14 protein-coding genes are annotated in these 17971 nt (G+C 56.0%); 8 read left to right on the forward strand and 6 right to left on the reverse strand.

Annotated elements, in window-relative coordinates:
• The first annotated feature begins 52 nt into the window (after nt 1–52).
• The 4 genes from JMJ16_RS23550 to JMJ16_RS23565 all read left to right on the forward strand — a co-directional run bounded on the left by JMJ16_RS23550 (nt 53) and on the right by JMJ16_RS23565 (nt 5724).
• Nucleotides 53–1957, forward strand: coding sequence for an adenylate/guanylate cyclase domain-containing protein (locus JMJ16_RS23550; RefSeq protein ID WP_201385460.1), 1905 nt, complete (start codon nt 53–55; stop codon nt 1955–1957).
• A gap of 143 nt (nt 1958–2100) precedes the next feature.
• Entirely contained in the window at nt 2101–3267 is a 1167-nt protein-coding gene (locus JMJ16_RS23555; RefSeq protein WP_201385461.1) for a hypothetical protein, read from the forward strand.
• Between the two features lie 166 nt (nt 3268–3433).
• Nucleotides 3434–4417 carry a D-glycerate dehydrogenase gene (locus tag JMJ16_RS23560; protein ID WP_201385462.1) on the forward strand — a complete coding sequence of 328 codons (984 nt, stop codon included), beginning with the start codon at nt 3434–3436 and terminating at the stop codon, nt 4415–4417.
• Between the two features lie 197 nt (nt 4418–4614).
• Complete coding sequence (locus tag JMJ16_RS23565; RefSeq protein WP_201385463.1) at nt 4615–5724, forward strand: alanine--glyoxylate aminotransferase family protein; 1110 nt, start codon at nt 4615–4617, stop codon at nt 5722–5724.
• A 55-nt stretch (nt 5725–5779) separates the two neighbouring features.
• Here JMJ16_RS23565 and JMJ16_RS23570 read toward each other — a convergent pair whose 3' ends face one another.
• The 4 genes from JMJ16_RS23570 to JMJ16_RS23585 form a co-directional block, all read right to left on the reverse strand.
• A complete protein-coding gene (locus tag JMJ16_RS23570; RefSeq protein ID WP_201386176.1) occupies nt 5780–6781 on the reverse strand; it encodes an FUSC family protein in 1002 nt (333 codons plus the stop codon).
• Nucleotides 6736–8100, reverse strand: a complete 1365-nt coding sequence (locus JMJ16_RS23575; protein ID WP_201385464.1) for an FUSC family membrane protein — start codon at nt 8098–8100, stop codon at nt 6736–6738. Before JMJ16_RS23575 ends, JMJ16_RS23570 begins: the two co-directional genes overlap by 46 nt.
• Before the next feature lie 419 nt (nt 8101–8519).
• A complete protein-coding gene (locus tag JMJ16_RS23580) occupies nt 8520–9050 on the reverse strand; it encodes a hypothetical protein (RefSeq protein ID WP_201369380.1) in 531 nt (176 codons plus the stop codon).
• A 46-nt stretch (nt 9051–9096) separates the two neighbouring features.
• Nucleotides 9097–9627, reverse strand: coding sequence for a hypothetical protein (locus tag JMJ16_RS23585; RefSeq protein WP_201385465.1), 531 nt, complete (start codon nt 9625–9627; stop codon nt 9097–9099).
• 475 nt (nt 9628–10102) lie between these two features.
• On the opposite strand from JMJ16_RS23585, the gene JMJ16_RS23590 reads away from it, so the two are divergent.
• Together JMJ16_RS23590 and JMJ16_RS23595 are read left to right on the forward strand one after the other, a co-directional pair.
• Nucleotides 10103–11848 (forward strand): helix-turn-helix domain-containing protein, encoded by a 1746-nt coding sequence (locus tag JMJ16_RS23590; protein ID WP_201385467.1) that lies wholly within the window; start codon nt 10103–10105, stop codon nt 11846–11848.
• Nucleotides 11824–12705: a tetratricopeptide repeat protein gene (locus JMJ16_RS23595; RefSeq protein ID WP_201385469.1), complete on the forward strand. Its 882-nt coding sequence runs from the start codon at nt 11824–11826 to the stop codon at nt 12703–12705. The genes JMJ16_RS23590 and JMJ16_RS23595 overlap by 25 nt, the downstream gene beginning before the upstream one ends.
• An 88-nt stretch (nt 12706–12793) precedes the next feature.
• Here JMJ16_RS23595 and JMJ16_RS23600 read toward each other — a convergent pair whose 3' ends face one another.
• On the reverse strand, nt 12794–12970 hold the full coding sequence (locus JMJ16_RS23600) for a hypothetical protein (protein ID WP_201385471.1): 177 nt from the start codon (nt 12968–12970) through the stop codon (nt 12794–12796).
• A 1045-nt stretch (nt 12971–14015) separates the two neighbouring features.
• On the opposite strand from JMJ16_RS23600, the gene JMJ16_RS23605 reads away from it, so the two are divergent.
• On the forward strand, nt 14016–15644 hold the full coding sequence (locus JMJ16_RS23605) for an RNA polymerase sigma factor (protein WP_201385473.1): 1629 nt from the start codon (nt 14016–14018) through the stop codon (nt 15642–15644).
• 160 nt (nt 15645–15804) lie between these two features.
• Nucleotides 15805–16977 carry a glycosyltransferase family 4 protein gene (locus JMJ16_RS23610; protein WP_201385475.1) on the forward strand — a complete coding sequence of 391 codons (1173 nt, stop codon included), beginning with the start codon at nt 15805–15807 and terminating at the stop codon, nt 16975–16977.
• Nucleotides 16978–17041: 64 nt separating this feature from the next.
• Here the strand turns inward: JMJ16_RS23610 and JMJ16_RS23615 are convergent, their stop codons facing one another.
• Nucleotides 17042–17818: a class I SAM-dependent methyltransferase gene (locus JMJ16_RS23615; RefSeq protein ID WP_201385477.1), complete on the reverse strand. Its 777-nt coding sequence runs from the start codon at nt 17816–17818 to the stop codon at nt 17042–17044.
• Nucleotides 17819–17971 lie beyond the last annotated feature (153 nt).

Genomic DNA, 17971 nt, shown 5'->3' on the forward strand with positions numbered 1-17971 from the left:
AAAGCAAGCTCAACATTTATTTGCATTCTTTCAATGTGTTAAAGGAGTCCTCATGCCAGAAGAGCGTAAGCTTGTCAGTATCCTCTTTGCCGATGTCACTGGTTCGACCGCCCTGGGCGATGAGCTCGATCCCGAAGATGTCCGCGCCCTGATGGGCCGTTATTATGAACATGCACGCCAGGTCATTCCCCAGCACGGGGGGACGCTGGAGAAATTTATTGGCGACGCCGTGATGGCGATATTTGGCCTCCCCCAGGCCCATGGTGATGATCCAGAGCGCGCCCTGGCCGCCGCCCTGGCTCTGCGCAAGGCCGTCGCCGACGATGAGATGCTGGGTTCCATCTTCCAGCTACGCATCGGCGTCAATACGGGCGAGGTCATGGCGACCAGCGATTCTACTAGCAATCAGTTCATGGCGACTGGCGATGCCGTAAACGTGGCGGCCCGCCTGGAACAGAACGCCAATCCCGGCGAGATCTTAGCCGGAGAACGGACCTATGCCGCAGCCAGTCATGCCTTCCTCTTCGAGGCCTCGCGCCACGCCGAGGTCAAGGGCAAGAGCAAACCCCTTACGGTCTATCCACTGCAAGGACCTCGCGCCACGCGCAAGGTTGAGCGCCCGCCCCTGGTTGGCCGCAAGCAGGACCTGATGCAGCTCGCGCTCCTACAGGCCCGCGCTCTGGAGGAGGAGCGTCCACAGCTTGTTTCTATTACCGCGCCCGCTGGAACCGGGAAGACGCGCCTGCTAGAAGAGTTTCTCGCACGCCTGGACCCCGATGAGAACTTTCAAGTTTCGACGGCACGCTGCCTCCCCTACGGCCAGACCCTGACGTACTGGCCCCTGCGCGGCCTCTTGAGCCAGCTTATTCAGGGTGATATGACACGTGCGAACGTGGCCCGTGTCTTTCTCAACGCGACCTATGCTCAAGCGGACGCGGAGCGCCTGGCGGACCTGATCCTGGCAACCCTGGGTATTGAAGGCGAGACCACAACCGACCGTGAGAATATCTTCTCCGCCTGGCGACTGCTGATCGAGGTCCTGGCGACCCAGGCCCCACGCATCATTATCTTCGAGGACCTGCACTGGGCCAGCGATAGTCTCTTCGATCTCGTGGAATACATCACCCACCTGCGTACCCAGGCCCCCCTCATGCTGATCGCGCTCAGCCGTCCCGAGCTGCTGGATCGCCGTCCCAACTGGGGCGGAGGGCGCCAGAACTTCACCTCACTGGCCCTGCAACCCCTCTCGCCGCGCAATACACAGGAGCTAATCTCACGCCTGATGCAGGACGCCCCTCAGACTATACGCCCCCAGATCGTTGAGCGCTCGGGGGGCAATCCCTTCTTCGCCCTGGAGCTGCTGCGCGGCCTGCAAGAGCGCGGCCTCACTGGGGACGCCGCAAGTATTGAACAGCTCCCCGATACGGTCCATGCCGCCGTGCAGGCGCGCCTGGATCAGCTCTCACGGCCTGAGCGCTCGGTGCTCCAGGTGGCCTCGGTCGCCGGGCGTGCCCTCTCGCTAACCATGCTGGCCGAGGTCCTGAGCGAGTATAGCCTAAGCGAGCTACAACAGGCGCTTGATGGCCTGCTAGAGCGTGACATTCTCGTATCATCGGAGGGCCAGACCTATGCCTTCCGCCACATCCTCTTCCGCGATGTCGCCTATGGCACCCTGGCACGTACACAGCGTATACGCCTACACGAGAAGATCGCGACCTCGCTGGAGACACTCAATGCTGACCATCTCGATGAGTACGCCGAGCTGATCGCCTACCATTATCGCGAGGCCGTGACCCTCTCACGGCAGGCTGCCATCCGTACACAACTCCAATTTGATGTCAGCAAGGCCTCCACTTCCTGCGCCGCGCCGCCCGCCTGGCCAGCCACGCCGGAGCCTACTTCGAGGCCCAGAACTACCTCCAGAGCGCCATCGCCATCGCACCAGAGACAGAGCTAATCTCCATCTACGAAGATCTGGGCGACTGCTATTACTGGTCGTCCACCACGGCAGAAGCTTATCGACAAGCCTTCACATACTGGGAGAAACAATACGCGGAACATACACCAGACGCGGCTCAAAGCCTGATCGGAGCACGTCTCTTGCGTAAATTGCTCATCAACTATACGCGCTTTGGTGAGTATGAACGACTTGAGAATGCAGCGGAACAGATTTCCACTCTCCAGAAGCGGGCACAAGTTCTTGCCACGGCCTCCAGTAACGAGTACGAACAGTGGCGCATCCAGCTCGTTCCCTGTTTCTCACACTACATGAAGACCAGCAATGAAGAGTTACAGCAACTACTCAATATCGCGCAAGATGCCACCGCCTACTTCGAACAACAGGGCGATTCTCAAGCCCTTAGCGAGGCACTAGATGCTCAAGCGTCTCTCTACCAACGTCTAAATGACTTTCAGGCTTCGTTCCAACCCATTCAACGCCGTCGTGCCATCGCTAACCTCTCCGCGTCGGAACAAGGCGATGCGCTACAGATGCTCATTCGCTCTAATGCCGCTCTGCGCAACTATGACACCTGCTTCGATCTTATTCAGCAAGAATTAAAAAGCATGCGCCCGGGTCAATCTCTGCTCCACCTGAGTTCTACCCTCTCCACGGTAATGACAGTTGCCTTCATTGCAGGTCGCTGGGATTTGCTTGATACACTCTATTCCAAAGCGGAAGAGATACGTGAACAAAGCAGCAATGACTTGAGCACATTCAAAATGTTTGAAGGCTATTTTAATCTCCTCCGCTGGGCATTAGCCCGCGAAGATCGACCAACTATTGATGCCATTGCATCATTCCTACGCCGTTTCCTTGGCGAGGTCCCTACTTTGGGTGAACAATTTACTAATATTATTAGTACTTTTCAAGCTGATGATGTCTCGCTGACCTCTGTAAAGCTAACAGAGATTCAAGGAGGATTGGCACGGGTAATGCTGCTATTTTGCCTTGAACGCAACTTAGCTTTTCCAGAAGAGCTTATTACCAACACCCAAAGTGATGGCTTCGGCTCAAGCGATTCCTTCAAACAGTATATTGAGGCTGCTTACGCGTTACTCAATAACGATAACGAGCGCTTCGCCCGCGCCCTGGAAAAGCTTGAACAATATCAAGAAGTCGTCCATGCCGCGCGCCTGGATATTGTGCTCGCAGAGCGCACAGGTGACCGCAGGTACCTTGACATGGCGCGCCCCACCCTGGAGCGCCTCCAGGATCGTCAGTTCCTGCGTCGCCTCAACGACGTCGCGGAGCGCCTCACATCTTAACCTGATACAAAAATAGAGCCAGGAGGAATGGGGCTCCCGGCTCTATTTTTGTATCAGGTTAGACAAATGCACTGCTTTAGCTTGCACCTCCAGCGATACGTTTGCTACAATGAAAGTCCGCTTCTCCCTTTTCCCATTCGCTGCTATTTTTTCTGGAGGTCTTTGCATGTCTGAGCGACCGAAGATTCTTGTGACACAGAAAATCCCCGCCGATGCCTACTCTCTCCTGTATGCCATTGGTGAAGTTGAGGCCAATATGGACGAGGGCGTTATCTGGTCCCCGGAAGAACTGCTGCGCCGCGCCCCCGGCCATGACTACCTGCTCTGCCTGCTTACCGATACCATTAACGCGCGCTTACTGGAGGCTTGCGCCAGCGCCTTGCCTCGCCTCAAGCTGGTGGCAAACATGGCAGTCGGCTATAACAATATCGATGTCGAGGCCGCGACCCGCCAGCAGATCGCGGTAAGCAATACTCCGGGCATTCTCTCGGATACCACCGCCGACCTGGCCTTCGCCCTGCTGCTGGCGACCGCCCGGCGCATACCCGAGGCCGAACGCTTCCTGCGCGCGGGCAAGTTTACCGGCTGGGGCCCCCTCCTCTTCTGTGGGGCCGAGGTCCATGGCTCAACGCTGGGAATCATCGGCGCGGGGCGCATCGGCCAGTTCATGGCGAAACGCGCCGGGGGCTTCGATATGCATGTGCTCTACTACAATACAAAGCGCCTTACGGCAGATATCGAGGATCGTTACCAGCTTACCTATGTTGAACTGGATGAGCTATTGCGCCTGTCCGACTTTGTGAGCTTGCACGTTCCCTACACATCCTCAACCCATCACCTCATTGGCGAGCGCGAGCTGGCACTGATGAAACCGTCGGCAATTCTCGTCAACACCGCGCGTGGACCGGTGGTGGACGAGAAGGCCCTGGTACGCGCCCTGCAATCCGGTCGGATCGCGGGGGCTGGCATCGATGTCTTCGAGCACGAACCCGCCGTTGAACCTGAGCTTCTGACGATGGAGAACGTGGTTCTCGTACCCCATATCGCCAGCGCCTCGCTAAAAACACGCACACGCATGGCAACCATGGCCACCGAAAATATCGTGGCTCACGCCCAGGGCCAGCGCCCACCCAACCAGGTCAATAGATAATGTGTTATGGTGTATGGTGCCGAGTGAATGGAAGTCATCCGGCACCATACACCATAACATGACTAGAAGGGAAAACTACTCATGTCACAAACATTTGCCCACCCATATACAAGCTCCTCAGAGGGGCTACGCCTCCCGAGCTGAATCCTTCCTATCGTCTGCTGCTGGGGCCTGGTCCCTGCAATGTTGATCCACGTGTGCTACGGGTGGGTGCCGCGCCCCAACTGGGACATCTCGATCCAGAGCTCTTCGCAATTATGCAGGAGACTGCCACACTGCTACGCTGGCTCTTCCAGACCGAGAACGAGCTGACCTGCTGCGTCTCTGGCTCGGGCTTTTCTGGGGCCGAGGCCGTGCTAACCAACCTGCTTGAGCCTAGCGATACTCTGATCGCGGGGAGCCTGGGCTACTTCAGCGGTAAGATCATTGATATCTCGCGCCGTGCAGGAGCTAATGTTGTTGTACTGGCGACCGAGCCAGGTCAGTCCCTGGATGCCGCAGCGCTTGAGCAAGCCTTCAAGGAGCATCCCGAGGCCAAGATCTTCGCTACCGCCATCGCGGAGACCTCGACCGGGCTGCACCAGCCGCTTGCAGACCTTGAGCGCGTGACCCATGCCCATAACGCGCTCTTTGTCGTCGATACCGTCTGTGGTCTGGGTGGCCTCCCAGTGCAGGTCGACGCTCTGCACATTGATGCCTCTTACTCTGGCAGCCAGAAGTGTATCGGCGCACTACCCGGACTGGCCCCTGTGACGCTCAATGAGCGCGCCGTCGAGGTAATTAAGAAGCGCCGCACGCCCGTTCAGAGCTACTATCTTGATCTCCTGGCGCTCAATCGCTACTGGAATGGCGATCACGCCTACCACCATACGATCTGTAGTAATCTTGTCTATGGGATGTATGAAGCCCTGCGCATCGCACACGCTGAGGGACTCGAAGCCCGCTTCGCGCGCCACCAGCTCCACGGCGCTGCCCTCAAAGCCGGTATCAAGGCCATGGGCCTGGAACTGCTTGCTCAGCCAGGCTACCAGCTTCCCGTGCTCACGGCCATCCTCATCCCTGAAGGTGTCGATGAGCTGGCTATACGCAAGGCCCTCCTCAACGAGTACAGCATAGAGGTCGGGGGTGGGCTTGGCGAGCTGAAAGGGCGCCTCATCCGCATCGGACTGATGGGCTACAATGCCAGCCGCCAGAACGTCTACACCGTCTTGAGCGCCCTGGAACATATCCTGCCTGAATGTGGCTACACACTCCCCCAACCCGGTGCCGCACTCAAAGCCGCCGAAGCCTATTATCAGGCGCATTAGTCCCCCACAGTAGCCGCGTACGCAAGTAGCGGGCGCCCGCTACTTGCGTACGCGGCTACTGTATTCCTATCTTCACGGTGTTCCACATGCCGGTGGTGTATTGGGCGATCTCGTCGAGGACCAGCATCATGGGGACGAGATCTTTCAAGGCCTGGCGACGAGCGCTCATAGCCTGGGTCTGCATATGCTCGGCCCGCTGCCAGCTCAGGCGCTCGGCAATCAGGCTTTGCAGGGTCATCTGCAACTCTTGCAGATTCTCCACCAGGCCACTTACCTCCTGCGCCTGCTTGCCTTCAAGGAGCGCCTCCTCGATCTGGTATAAGACGTTGTCTATGGTTCTAGCGAAGCGCTCCAGGCGAGGGAGATTGCGCCGTTCGCGCACCATCAACGGGATGTGCGCGGAGAGCGCGGTAATACAATCGGCGAGCTGCTGATTATAGGTAATCAAGGCGTCCCAGCGCTCAGCATCTCCCCGCTGCCCCTTTGGCTCGTCCATGAGGCTCTGAAAGGCACTCGCGACATCGGCGTTGGCCAGTGACATGGCTTTATATACTTTATGTATACCGTTGATACTGCTCTCCTGGCCCTCATAGCCCGCCAGCACGCGCCGCAGGTAATCGCGGTTGGCAGCGATGGCCTTCGCCAGCCGTTTGGGCAAGCGCTCACGCTCCCACTCCGGCCAGAGGAAGCGCACCGCTAGCAGCGACAGTAGACAGCCCAGCAGCGTACAGCCGACGCGCAGAAGAGCTATCTCCCATTGACCCGGCGTGGCCATGGAGTTGAGCAACAGGGAGAAGGGGACGATAAACATTACGAAGACGCGATAATTGCGCTGGTAGTAGCAGAAGCCGATAAAACCAAAGACCGCCAGTAGCAGCAGCATCTCGGATGGCACGCGTACGAGGGCGACCAGCGCGGCGGCAATGCAGGCGCCAATACATGTGCCTATAAAGCGCTGCGCCAGTTTCTGGTTCGAGGTACTATAATTCGGCTTGAGGCACACCATGATCGTCAGGGCAATCCAGAAACCATGCGGTATCTCAAACAGTCTATAGATCGCTGTGGCAACCCCATCGCAAGGCCGATTCTCAGGGCATGGCGGAAGGTGGCCGACTGCATCGTGAACTGGGTCTTTAAGGTCTCCAGGGGATTCTTGCGCTTTACATCCTGGCGGTAGGCCAGGCGCAGCGCTGTTTGGAGCAGGCTCTCTTCCTGGTCCTGTTGCTTCAGCATCGCAACGATTACCAGCAGGGCATTGCTTACCTGGTGGAAGGTTCGCAGCACCTGCAAGACCTGCATCATCCCCTTATAATCTTCCTCATCCACCAGCCGCGTCAGGTGAACCCTCGTCAGAGTGCTCGCGCGCGCCACTGGCTCCGCCGCGTAGCGCGCCATCAGGGACTGCATGTGGCGTCGCAACTCGTCCTCACGCGCCTTCACCTCCACCAGCCTGCGATTCAGCTCATTCGTCTCTACCAGCACCTTCTCATTCAGGGCCGAGGCAGCCACCTGACGTAAGACACGCCCAAACTCACTGACCGCCGCATTCAATGCATGACGCACAGGTTCCACGCGCGCCACCTGTGGCATTGATTCGCCAAACTTTCCCAGTGAGATCGCCGTCTGAAAGAAGTGGTCCGCGTGCAGGGTTAAGAGGAAGAGGCGCTGCAAGGGCAGGGGCGTCTCCTCCGACTCGGCATGCACAGCGACTACCATGCTATGTGCCTGGTTATAGGCCTGCCAGACCTGTCCACGCACGCGCTTGAGGGCTTTCCGCTGCCCCTCGTCACGCATTGGACCCTCTAACGCGTCACAAAAGGTGGCCAAAGTCCGGTAATAGCTCGCCACGGCCTGTCTCTCCGGCTGGTAGGGTCTCAGCGGCCATAGCAACAGTGTCGGCACTATGGCCCACAGGCCACAGATGAGCATAGACAGCGCCACATAGATACCGGTCTGCCAGTTCCCCTCCTCACTCAACACCATGGCAAAGACAATTGTAACCAGTAGACCCACACGCCCCGCCGAGGTCCCAAATATTCCTAACATATTCAAAATAAAAGGAATCAACAGAGCGGCCGCTATCGCCAGTACAACGCCGCTAACGCTCAGGCCGCTCGCCAGGAAGGCAATTATGGCCATGCCGCTCGCGATACACAGCATGTCCACCACTCGGTCGCGATAGCGCCCACTCGTGCCACCAATGGCTGTATACAATCCACCCAGCATCCCCATGGTTGCCAGTTTACTCTGACCAATAGCGGGACCAATAAGCAAAGGCGGCAGTACGACCAGGATCAGGCGCCCCCCATAGGCCATGTCCGCCCACGTCAACTGGAACTGCCGCCAGAAAGCAGAGAAATGCACCAACTTTTTCATAAGACCTCATAATAGCAAAAAAGCATGGAACCAGGCCCAACACCAAACTCACCGCGCGTAAGCCAGCGCTGCTAAAGCACGCGCTGACCAGGTCATGCTTGTACACAGGCCCGCAGGCCCACCATACATCATCTCAGAGGAGAAAAACGGGGGAAAACAGAAACGCTCACCCTTCACCCTATTAGTGTATACCCAACACCAATCCAAAAGCAACCAGCCATTACCTCGAACGGTGCCAAAAATAAAAAAGAACCCGCATCGGATGCGTGGGGGGACCGCAAAACCCCACGCATGCCGACCGGGGGTGAGGGAGCAAAGGGACGGTGTGGTGTATGGCACCCTTTGCTCAAACCCGGCGCTACTTGCGTACGTGCCTACTTGGGCTGTGCCCTGGCGTACGCGCCTACTTGGGCTGTTAGTTACAGGACGATGGCTTCGCGCTCGATTTCGCGCGGCTTGATGATGGGCCTGGGCATTGAGGCTACCATCAGGATGTAGCCTGTGGCCAGGATCGATGAGATGTCAATGCCAAACTTGCGCAGCTTGATGCGGGTGCGCGAGAGGGCATCGCGAATCGGACGCATCTCCTGGTCCCATAGACCTTCTTCCAGCGCCTGGTCGAGCTTCTCGCGGCTCTCCTCGACGTTCTCCTCGCTGACGCTGCCATTGTAGAAGCTGGCGTACAGGACTTCGTATGGGCAGTAGTAGGGGAACATCTCCAGCAGTGGGAGCAAAACGCTCATCTCGGTGCCGGTAAACTGTTCCTGCGCGATCATCAGCAGGCGGTCGCTCTCGTATGAGAGATAGGAGAGCGTACCAAATTTGGGATTAAGGGCCATGATATGCCCTTGCGGCAACGCATCTTGCAGGGAGAAGTGTAAGATTTCGTTGTCTCGTCGCAGATCGCTTGAAGTCATCTTGCTTTTACTGCGTGTTGCTGGCCTTTGCATGCTGTTTTCTCCTGCCTTGTGAGTGCGTGGCGCTATTGGTACAGCTCTACAGGGTTCCGTTGCCTATGGCGGCGAGCAGATAACCGCAGACTATGATGCCTACAATTCCTAACACCAACAGGCTCAATAGCCAGAGGAAGATGCGTCTCCCTTTCACAGGCTGCTCGTGCTTGCTCATGGTAGGTACATGTTGCTCTACCTGCGTCGCCGCGGATTGCGTGGACTTCGCCTCCAGGATGATCGGCGTCATACCAGTGGTCTGGGCACGCTGCCGGGGAAGCTTCTGCGTAGTAATCCGGCTTATCTCGGCGACTGGGCTGGCCTCGTAGATCCAGTCGATCGCTTCCTGGTGCAGTGGCTCGCTCTGAACATGTATGCTTGAAACGGCGAATTCATCCATATGTTCAGGTGCTTCCCACGCGCCCTCCCAGACATATTCATCGGAGTTCTGTGTGGCCTCGCCCTCAAATGGAACAAGGTCTATGCTGCGCACGCGCCGCACATCTCGATATGCCTGCGTCGCCACCGTTCCCTGTACGGGATTCCACACATTCGCTCTGCATTCTTGCTCTTGCATATGCATCGCCGCTCCTTTGTTGCCTGTGCCCGGAAATGCCTGTGTCCTGGTTTTGCTACCTTCTTACTAAGATCTTCTTCCGAAACCCAACGTCACTCGCGTGACTAGCGCTTCGCGCTCAGGTTTTCGGATAAGTAGTAAAAAAGGTTCTGGGGAAGAGTTCCTCATCACTCCCTGGCAGCCAGTCCCTTAGTTGCCAGCGCTTACGCGCTCCGGGTTTGATGCGCTTCAGTCCCTCCCCCCCTTGCCCGGCTTCTACCATTCCGCGTATTCCCTCACGTAGCAGGTAGATTTACTGATCTAATTATGCCTGATGAACATGTACAGAGCAAAGATCATATGTTATCATTCAATTAAACATATTTATCATTTCTGCTGCCCAGTGCATACCCACCAAAGCTTTTTGGGAAAGAAGAGAGCGGGGGCACCCCGCACACCCCGGCAGGGAGCCCCCTGCACCAGAAAGGAATGGCACGTGGATCACATTCCCTCAACTGAGCCACAACCGCGTCTGAAGCTCACCGAAGCTCGGATGGCACGCTCGCTCTCACAACAGGATGTCGCGGAACAGATCGGGACCACGCATGTGAATGTGAGCCGCTGGGAGCGCGGCATTACGCGCCCCAATCCTTATTTTCGGCGCAAGCTCTGCCAGCTCTTCGGCCTGACCGCCCAGGAACTCGACCTTGTGCCCAACGCAAGCTCCGAACCGCCAGCCGCTACCACTTCAAATATTGATGAAGTCGAATCTCCTGCCGAGGAGCCCCCCACGCCTACCGCGGCTATTGTTGATCCCTCCGTTCCGCTCCTGCCCGCCATTCGCCTGGTTGGGCGCGATGAAGAGCTCGCCGATATCAAGCGCCGCCTCTTCACGGGTGGCAACGTGGCTCTGACCGCGCTCAATGGTCTTCCTGGCGTGGGCAAGACTACGCTCTCCATCGCCCTGGCCCATGACCGCGAGGTACGCACCCATTTCCGCGATGGCATTCTCTGGGCAGGCCTCGGCCCTAAACCAAACATCCTGGGACTGCTGAGTCGCTGGGGCACCCTCCTGGGCATCTCCGCGACAGAGATGGCCTCTCTGAGCGATGTGCACGCCTGGGCGCGCGCCATTCATAACGCCATTGGCACACGCTATATGCTCCTGGTCATCGACGACGCCTGGAGCACTGAGGAGGCCCTGGCCTTCAAGGTTGGCGGCTCCAACTGCGCACACCTGCTGACCACGCGCTATCCCGAGATTGCCTCGTTTATCGCCCTGGATGGCGCGAAGAAGATCCAGGCCCTCAACGACGAGGAGAGCATGACCCTGCTGCGCCTCCTGGCGCCGGGCGTGGTTGATCGCGAGGTGCAGAAGGCCCAGGACCTCGTCCATGCCGTGGGCGGTCTCCCCCTGGCCCTGACCCTCATGGGCAACTACCTGCGCAAACAGACCTATAGTGGGCAGACGCGCCGCATCACCGCCGCCCTGGAGCGCCTGAGCAACGCCGAGGAACGCCTGCAAATCCAGGAGCCACATGGCCCCGTCGAGTCTCACCCCAGCCTGACCAGCGATATCCGGCTCTCGCTGCACTCCGTCATCTCCGTCACCGACCAGCAGCTCAGCCCGGCCACGCGCTCAGCCTTCTACGCCCTCTCCGTCTTCCCACCACGCCCCAACACCTTCTCCGAGGAGGCGGCCCTGGCTGTCGCCACCTGCGAGGTCGACATCCTCGACACCCTTATCGACATCGGCATCCTGGAGAGCAGCGGAGCCAGTCGCTACACTCTCCACCAAACCATTCGCGACTACACCTATCTCCAGCTCCAGCGCTCATCCGAGCACGACGCCGCTCAGCGCCGCCTCGTCACCTACACCTGCGCCTTCCTCGCGGAGCACAGCAGCGACTACGAGCAGCTTGAGCTTGAGAGCCCCACCATCCTCACGGCCCTCGAACAGGCCCACCGGCTCGCCATGCTCCCCGAGCTTATCCAGGCCACGATTGCCTTCACCCCCTACCTCCAGCTCCGTGGCCTCTACGCCCAGGCCGAGCAGCACCTCCAGCGTGCCCAGGAGGCCGCCCTCACCCTCAACGACCAGCGCGCCCTCTCCACCCTCCTCCTCTACACCGGCCAGGTCCTCCAGCAGCAAGGCAAGTTCCCCAGGCCGAAGACATCTTCCAGCAAGGCCTCACCCTCGCCCGAGAGAACAATGACTTGGAGCAAAATAGTGCGTTCCTGAATGATTTAGGATGGGTTACCTGGAAGCTGGGTAACTACACAGAAGCTGAAAAATACCTGCAAGAAGGCTTAGTCATAGCACGCAAGATCAATAACAGAAAACGCATAAGTGGTATATTAAGAGTTTTAGGTTCGGTTTACGACTTACGAGGAGAATCAGCGAAATCTAAAGAATGTCTACAGGAAGGTTTAGCTATTGCGCAACAAATGCAAGATCATGAGCTAGCTAGCATTATCCTAATCCATTTAGGAGTAAATGCAGGCCAGCAGGGGCAACATCAGCAAGCTGCTTACTACTTCACAGAAGGTCTAAATATCGCAAGATTAAGTGAAAATCGTCGCAATATTTGTGCATCTTTGGTTAATTTAGGAGCAGCCGAGACAGAGTTAGGAGAATTTGAAAAGGCGGAAAGCTCTTTTCAAGAAGGACTCAGTGTAGCGCGCCAAATTGAACACAGAGAGTGGACCACAATCTTATTACTCAATCTAGGAGAAACAGCCATAGCACAAAAGGATTTTCAAAAAGCAGAGCAATATCTTGGCGAAACACTTCCCCTGGCTCGCCAATTGGGTATTCCACCAATGATAGCTAAAACGCTATATGAATTTGGAAATGCTCAACTCCATTTAGCTCGCACAGAAAAAGCACAATCCGCCTTCGACGAAATGCTGACAATTATTCCAGAAGGGGCTCAGGAATTGAAAGCGCTAGCTTGTTATGGACAGGCACGTGTAGCAGCCGCCCAAGGAAATATAACGAAAGCAGTGAGTTTAGGAGAACAATGTGCTAAAGATCTGGAAAATATTGGCAATGGGAATGCCAAAGAAGTCCGTGAATGGTTGTCATCTATAAAATAAGATAGGGTTGACACCTTCTACCACCAACAGGGAGCGCCAGCGAGCGAAGGTGGCGCTGCTCCCTGAATTTATTATTTTATTCATAGTTTCAAGGATGCCAATACGTATTTTGCTGCATAGTCGGCGTAGCCTGATCCGTGGTCTGACTACGCGTTGGAGTGGTACCGGCGGCGTAGGTATGGGTGATTGAGCCGATGGCGACGACGGTGATGACGATGAGCAAGACGACCAGTGGAATAATCCAACGCAGCATATTCCTGAACATACGATTTCTCTACCTTTCCCTGGGGAAATAATCGCGCGTATTCACTACCTGAAGCCTCAAGTTGCGGTCCAACCCGGCATATCCATGATCTCCAATTTAGTAGGCGTGAGTGAGCCTGCCTACTCGCCACCAGTCCCGCTAGTGTTCAGGATACCCGTTTCTGCCTATGGGCTTCAAGCATCAATACATGTACATCCCCCAAAATTACTATCATGTGCCTTCTTGGGTGCTTAACGCACATGATCTACACATTGTTAGTTTCCGATCCACGGATGTGCAGTGCTGCCTTTCGCAGTGGGGTCGTGCTAGCAAATGCCCCACTGGCGTTCAGGGGGATTGTGGTCACTGGGTGCCAGCTCTGGGCTGCCACAATCCGCGCGAACCCTGCCATTGGCGGCGAGCATGTGTGAGCCAGCTCACGCGCCAACAAAGTAATCTTGTATCCTGCGACCAACCCGCCAGAAATATTCCCGATCTCAACCCCTCTGGGTGGTGAGGTTGTGTCTTATTCCAAAAGATTGATAAAAGACTGAAAACGGAACTTCCACGGGTCAAATGTCTTATACCTCAGTATCGATACCTAGAAAAGATAGTATAAGATTTTTTGCCAATCGTCATGTCTAGCATCTTTTCTGGCAAAAAGTACTAGCATGGTCCCGAAGGTTGAAAAAAATAACCTGCTCAACGAGCAATCCTGCCCCATTATAGCACAAAAACACCTTATGCACTCATCAAAGTCATCAAATTTATGCGTGACGTCCCCAAAAATTGATATGTCTTGTTCTTCAACCTTCAACTTCCTTAGTACCAATAAGGCTCCTCAAGTACATGTTATTTTCATATATTGTAATGTTATAATATCAATATCATCTATGACTCTGAAGAGCGTTGTAAAGCCATCCCGTTTCCCTTCATAGGCGCCCGATTTATCGCGCGCCTATGGTAATTGGATATGCCTTGCGCACCATAATTGGGCGCCTATGGTGAACGGATGCTCCGTAAGTGGGGACCGCAGAAATTTTGTTTCTAATCGAGGTGCAAGACTATGAGCAGTTCCGGGGACAAGGATCTTATCTCGCAGGCGCAGGCTGGCGATATCGCGGGTATGCAGGGGCTCTTCATGCGCTATAGCCCTCGCATCCAACTCTATCTTGTGCGCCTGCTGGGGGAAGAGAAAGCCACCCCTTTGACTGTTCACACATTTCGGAGTGCCTGGGAGGCTCTGCCAGGCCTGGAGCCTGGCGCGGATTTTCTCACCTGGCTCTACCGCATCGCGACCAATATCGCCTATGACGCTCAGGAACCCTCTGCTCGCGGTCTGCGTCGCCATTCCTGGCCCCTCTATCAACTCCTCGCGCTGCCTACAAGCACCCCCCCACTCATTAAGGCGCTGCTTCGCTTGCCCTTCTATGAACGAGCCTGCTTGGTCCTGCATGTAGTGGCCCGGCTCTCGCTGGCTGTGGTTGCCGCTTGCCTGGGTCTACCAGAGCGGCGCGTGCGCACCCACCTGGAGTCAGCCTGGTCCTGGCTGCGTTCTGGTGAATATGCCTCCGCGACGGAGGAGGAGCTTCACGAGGCTATTCTGGCTCTGCCACAGCCTGGCGAACAGGTCAAATCACCCTTTCTCGCTAGCGAAGAAGAGGAGGGCGAACAATCCAATCAGCAGGGGCTGACTCTGCTTCGCCTCTCATCCTCGGCCTCCTATACGCGCCCCCTGCGCCAACGCATCTTCCTGCGCCTGGGACTGATGCTTACCTCTCTGCTTCTCGTCGTCTCTCTGCTTACGTCCGGTATGGCCCTGCTGCTTGTGAACAAAAATCAGTTAGTCTCTTCAAGCCAGCTTAAAGCACCTCCAGTCTTTACCCCTGCGTACTATGATGCCCGCGTCGATCGGCCAGCTTGCTTCTTCGCTGACGAGTCCAACGATAGCCACGCGCAGCCCTCCATCTGCAATTCACATCTCTACAGCGATATTAATCAGCAACAATCTACGCGCCCCGGCTTTATTTTCAGGCTTCAACAAGCCTACGCCGATGCTAATGCTATCGGCCTGGCTTATACTCTCCTCCAGTCCGCTTACAACAACTTGAATGATGTCCCAGACATGTTTGGTACGCTCTCCATCCAGGAGCTACACACAAGCATAACCATAGGGCACAAGTACGCGGCCTATAGCACGTTCTTTGGCCAGTACAACACCAACAATGATATCTCTTTCTTCTATCTACCCTCAAGTCCAACCCCAGGCGAAATTCACCAGCTTCATGTAACCCTGGATATCCACTCAATATGGCTTGTCGACCAGACGACAGGCGGCACTACTACCGTCTATAAGGGGTCACAGCCGCTCCGTTTTCAATTCACCCTGCCTTTTCACACTGGGCAGATCATTCCCACACCTCGCTCCAGCCACAATGCGCCATACAGCCTCTCACAGGTAACTATCACGCCCAGCATGACTCATGTCACGCTGAACTGTCTCCAATCCTCGGCCTGCAAGGATATCGCCAACCTCCTCCTGACGGCCGGGAACAGCGCCTACCTGCCTTCAGATGTACGCTGGCACCTCCCCACCATCGACCTCTATTACCGCGCCACCAGTTTACAAAAGCATAGCACCTGGCATCTTTCTGCCACCAGCCCCACCGTCAGCATCCCCTCCATCTATTTTTAGTGGCAAAAACAGCAGCGCAGTCCCCTACCAGACTACTATGCATGAGTAGCCTTCTACCTAGAGAGAATCGTACTATAAGGGATGAGGTAAGTAAGATTGTGTTGGTTGGAAGAAGAATACTTTGGTTCTATGAATATAAGAAAGGCACAAAAAGTCATTTATGAGTACAAAGCAAAAGAAACGCTTAAAAATCGCGCAGATCGCACCGCCCTGGCTGCCAATTCCTCCGGAAAACTATGGCGGGACAGAGTCTGTTTTGAATAACCTTGTGGAAGAACTTGTTGCCGAGGGACATGATGTTACGCTTTATGCACCTGCCGATGCACAGACTTCTGCCCGGCATATCTCATTTTATCATGATTCGCTCCTCAAAGAGGGTACTCCCTGGCAAGCCCACCTTAAGGCCTACTTCCATATGTATAAAGCCGTGCAGCACATCCAGCAGGAGAATGACTATGATGTCGTTCATGGGCATCTCTCTTCATCCACAGATATGTATCTCCTGCCTATGCTGGCCTCGCTGGAGATGGCGCATATCATTACGATGCATAGCCATATGCCCTTTGACCGGGTCGGCACCTGGCAGGGTGACGCGGACAACTACTTCTTCTATGAATGGGGGCGTCAGTGCCCCGTCGTCGCGATCAGTCGCAAGGCCTGCCAGGTGGAGGCGGGACAGGGCCCCTTAAATTGGGCGGGCGTTGTCTACAATGGTATCTCCATGAACGAGTACGCTATTCCAGCCGATGCCCAGGTTGAGCCATACTATGTCTGGCTGGGTCGCTTTTCCCCCGAAAAGGGACCGCACCTGGCTATTGAGGCGGCACGACATGCTGGAGTGCCTCTGCATTTGGGCGGAACCATCGATACCTCCTCGCCCGAGGCTGAGCAGTACTTCCATGAGCAGCTTGAGCCTCAGTTTGATGATGAGCAGATACGCTACCTCGGTCCCCTGGATATGGAGGGCAAGATCCAGGCCTTTAGCCGCGCCACGGCATTTCTCAATCCTATCGAGTGGGAAGAGCCCTTTGGCATGGTCATGGTCGAGGCCATGGCCCTGGGCTGTCCTGTGATTACCTTTGGACGCGGCGCGGCACCCGAGGTCGTATATGACGGTGTCAGCGGCTTCGTTGTGGATACGCTCGATGAAATGATCGAAGCCATGCCGCGTGTGAAAGACCTCGACCGCGCCCAGGTGCGTGCCCATGTCGACGAACACTTCTCGTCCAGGGCCATGACTCGCGCTTACCTCGATGTCTACCGCCAGGTTATGCCCGATACCGTTCAGCCGGATCGCTGCCTCCTGCCCCCCAGCCATCCCGACGCCATCTAAAACCTGGTAAATAAGAAGAGGTTCTGGCTGGGAAGGGCACGCCCTTCCCAGCCAGAACCTCTTCTTATTTATTTTTCTCGCCGACAAATAGCCCGGTTGGGAGATCAAACCAGTCGACACCGTCTACCTGCTGTAGCTTGAGGCTGGCTTGCTCCTCTGGCGTGGCCGCCGCGAACATAGATAGGATGCTTTGCACATTCTCCGTGGGCGTGCGCATACGCTGCGTCCACGTTGGCACGTCCATGTGAATGCCCCAACTGCGCTCGAGGCGCGCCGAAATACCTGCCTCCTCCAATAGGTGTAGCCACGCGCTCACAGAACGGTTGCGTATATGTGAGGGATCACGCAGGATCTCGATCTGGTTAATAAAGTCGTCCAGCACCTGCTCCTCTGGTACGATTGCATCAATCAATACCAGTCGCCCGCCGGGTTTAAGGATACGCGCCCACTCTCTCACTGCCTGGGGCAGGTCCACAAAATGGTGCGCTGAGTGACGGCAGGCCACGACATCCGCGTATGCATCCGGCAGTGGAAGTGCGTGCGCGTCTCCTTCGATAAATCTCACATTGGAAATATGGCGTTCCTCAGCCAGCTTGCGACCCGCCTCAAGCATGGGAGTTGTGAAGTCAATGGCTACAACCTCGCGGGCATGGGGAGCCAGCGCTAGCGCGGTATGGCCTGTCCCGGTCGCTACATCCACCACTACCTCACTTCCATCCAGTCGCGCCGTCTCGACTAGCCACTGTAAATCAGGTCCCTGAGCATGCACCGCGCTGGTGACATAATCGCTGGCAGCCACGCCAAAGCGGCTCTGAATCCGCTCATTACGCTCATCGATCATAAGTTTTCTCCTCTTTTACAACCCGGGCATATCCTAAATGTTGTGCACAGTCCAAGTATACCCACTCCTGCTTGATATTGTCCAATACTTATTTTTTCAAAAAGTGATGCCACTTAGGCATCAACTCGATTAGTCCGAGCAAGCTCGGACCCT

This window comes from Ktedonobacter sp. SOSP1-52, assembly GCF_016587395.1.